The sequence below is a fragment of the Mesorhizobium sp. M7A.F.Ca.ET.027.03.2.1 genome, assembly GCF_003999175.1.
Lineage (GTDB): Bacteria > Pseudomonadota > Alphaproteobacteria > Rhizobiales > Rhizobiaceae > Mesorhizobium.
The window spans coordinates 1-3,259 of record NZ_RZOM01000711.1 but is presented as its reverse complement, the minus strand read 5'-3'; the positions used below and the strand labels follow the sequence as shown (position 1 = coordinate 3,259).

Below are 3,259 nucleotides of genomic sequence, written 5' to 3'. Positions count from 1 at the left end.
TCGGTATGGTATTCCAGCACTTCTCGCTGTTCGAGGCGCTGACCGCGGCCGAAAACATTGCCCTGTCGCTGGACGACGGCTCGCCGATCAACAGCATCGCTGCGAAGGCGAGGGCGCTTTCCTTCAGCTACGGCCTGCCGCTCGATCCTGAATCGCTGGTCGGCGACCTGTCGGTAGGCGAACGCCAACGCATCGAAATCATCCGTTGCCTGTTGCAAACGCCTCAGCTCATCATCCTGGACGAGCCGACCTCGGTGCTGACGCCGCAGGAAGCCGACAAGCTGTTCGAGACGCTGGAGCGCCTGCGTTCGGAAGGCAAATCCATCCTCTACATTTCGCACCGGCTCGAAGAGGTCAAACGCATCTGCGACCGCGCCACCGTGTTGCGCCACGGCAAGGTCGTCGGCCACTGCAATCCGCGCGAGGAAACCGCGTCTTCGCTGGCTCGCATGATGGTCGGCAACGAGGTGCAGGCGGTGGTGCGCGCGCCGGTCGAGGGGATCGCCACGGCGCAGCCGCTGCTCGAAATCCGCAATCTCAGCCGCAAACCGGCAACGCCGTTCTCGATTCCGCTCAAGGGCATCAACCTGAACGTCCGCGCCGGCGAGGTGATCGGCATCGCTGGCGTCGCCGGCAACGGCCAGGGCGAGTTCTTCGAATCCGTTTCAGGCGAAGTGCCGCAGCAGGATGCCGCCTCGGTGCGCATTCGTGGCAAGGATGCGGGAGGCCTCACCATCACCGGGCGCCGACTGCTGGGCGCTGCCTTCGTGCCGGAGGAGCGCCTCGGCCACGGTGCGGCACCGCGCATGAAGCTTTCCGAAAACCTGCTGCTGTCGCGCCATGCCACCGACGGCAAGGCGTTCGTCGGTTCCGGCGGGATGGTGAAGAGCGGTGCCATCCAAGCCGCGTCCCAACGCATCATCGAGGCGATGGATGTACGCAAGAGTGCGCCGGATCCGGAGGCCGCGGCCCTTTCTGGCGGCAATCTGCAGAAATTCATCGTCGGCCGTGAACTCGACCGCCGGCCAAGCGTCATGGTGGTGAACCAGCCGACCTGGGGCGTGGATGCGGGCGCTGCCGCTCATATCCGCCAGGCCTTGATCGAGTTGTCGCGCAGCGGATCGGCGGTGCTGGTGATCAGCCAGGATCTCGACGAGCTGTTCGAGATATCGGACGCGATCGCGGTCATGCACAATGGCGAGCTGTCGAAGCCTATGCCGATCGCCGAGGCAACCTTCGAAAAGGTAGGTTTGCTGATGGGCGGCGCCGAACCAGGCCACGCCGAACACTCGCTGGAGACGGCATGATGCGCCTCGAACTCGTCAAACGCCCGCAGCGTTCCATGCTGTTTTCGGCCCTGTCGCCGTTCATCGCCTTCGCGCTGACCATCATTGCCGGCGCCGTCATGTTCGCGCTGCTCGGCGTCAATCCGCTGACCGCGTTCAATATCTATTTTATCGAGCCGATCAGCCAGGTCTGGCAGCTACATGAGCTGGCGATCAAGGCAGCGCCGCTCATCCTGATCGCCGTCGGCCTGTCGGTCTGCTACAAGGCCAACATCTGGAACATCGGCGCCGAAGGCCAGTTCATCCTCGGCGGCATTGCCGGTTCGATGATTCCCGTGCTGTTTCCGCAGTTCGAAGGTCCGCTGGTGCTGCCGCTGATGCTGTTGCTCGGCATGGTCGGCGGCGCGGCCTATGCCGCGATCCCGGCTCTGCTCAAGACACGCTTCGGCACCAACGAAATCCTGACCAGCCTGATGCTGGTCTATGTCGCGCAGCTTTTCCTTGACTGGCTGGTGCGCGGACCCTGGCGCGATCCGCAGGGCCATGGTTTCCCGCAGACTATCCAGTTCAACGATTCGGCCGTGTTGCCGGAGCTGATGCCGGATGCCGGGCGAGCAAACTGGGGTTTTGTCTTCGCATTGGTCGCCGCGGTGCTGGTCTGGATCCTGATGAGCCGCATGCTGAAAGGTTTTGAGGTGCGCGTTCTAGGCTCAAGCCCGCGGGCAGGGCGCTTCGCCGGCTTCGGCCTCAACCGCATGGTCTTTTTTGCTTTCCTGCTGTCAGGCGCTCTGGCGGGACTCGCCGGCATCTCCGAGGTCTCGGGCGCCATCGGGCAACTGCAGCCTGTCATTTCGCCCGGCTATGGCTTCACCGCCATCATCGTGGCTTTCCTTGGCCGCCTCAACCCGCTCGGCATCGTTGCCGCCGGTCTGGTGCTGGCGCTGACCTATCTCGGCGGCGAAGCGGTGCAGAGCGCGCTCGGCATCTCCGACAAGGTGGCGCGGGTGTTCCAGGGCATGCTGCTGTTCTTCGTGCTCGGCTGCGACACGCTCATCCACTACCGCATTCGCCTGGTCGGCCTGGCGCTGACCAAGCCGGAAGGTGCCGCGAAACTCGAAGCCGCGCCAAAGTTGAAGGAAGCCCGTTGATGGACATCACCGTAAACATCCTTCTGACCATCGCCACGGCGGCAACGCCCCTGTTGATCGCGGCAATCGGCGAACTGGTGGTCGAGCGCTCCGGCGTGCTCAATCTCGGCGTCGAGGGCATGATGATCATGGGCGCTGTCGGCGGATTCGGCGCGACCTATCTCACCGGCTCGCCCTGGATCGGCCTTTTGGCGGCAATCGCCATGGGCGCGGTGTTCTCGCTGCTGTTTGCCGTCATGACGCTGTCGCTGGCCACCAACCAGGTGGCGACCGGCCTGTCGCTGACGCTGCTCGGCCTTGGCCTGTCCGGCATGATGGGCACCAGCTTTATCGGCCAACCCGGCGAAAGGCTGCCCAACCTCTACATTCCCGGTCTGACGGAAATGCCTGTCGTCGGCAGGCTGCTGTTCGGTCAGGACCCGATCTTCTACATTTCGATCGCGCTCACCGCGGCCGTCATGTGGTTCCTGTTCAAGACAAGGACCGGACTGACGCTGCGCTCGATCGGCGACAGCCACACCTCGGCCCATGCGCTTGGCATCCAGGTCATCCGCTATCGCTATCTCGCGGTGATCTTCGGCGGCGCCTGTGCCGGGCTTGCCGGCGGCCATCTGTCGCTGGTCTACACGCCGCAATGGGTCGAGAACATGAGCGCCGGCCGCGGCTGGATCGCGCTGGCGCTAGTGGTGTTCGCCTCCTGGCGGCCATGGCGGGTGCTGGCCGGCGCCTACATCTTCGGCGCGGTGTGGATCGGCCAGCTTCATGCACAGGCTTTTGGTATTCCAGTGCCTTCACAGTTCCTTTCTTCGCTGCCCTATCTGGCAA

3 protein-coding genes are annotated in these 3,259 nt (G+C 64.0%); all 3 read left to right on the top strand.

Annotation, left to right across the window (positions count from 1 at the left end):
• On the top strand, positions 1–1,307 hold a 1,307-nt coding region (locus tag EN750_RS25415), incomplete at its 5' end, for an ABC transporter ATP-binding protein (RefSeq protein WP_145967903.1).
• Complete coding sequence (locus EN750_RS25410) at positions 1,304–2,434, top strand: ABC transporter permease (RefSeq protein WP_127269000.1); 1,131 nt, start codon at positions 1,304–1,306, stop codon at positions 2,432–2,434. The genes EN750_RS25415 and EN750_RS25410, both read left to right, overlap by 4 nt.
• Positions 2,434–3,259: ABC transporter permease (locus EN750_RS25405; RefSeq protein ID WP_145967902.1), on the top strand; the 826-nt coding region annotated here is incomplete at its 3' end. The genes EN750_RS25410 and EN750_RS25405, both read left to right, overlap by 1 nt.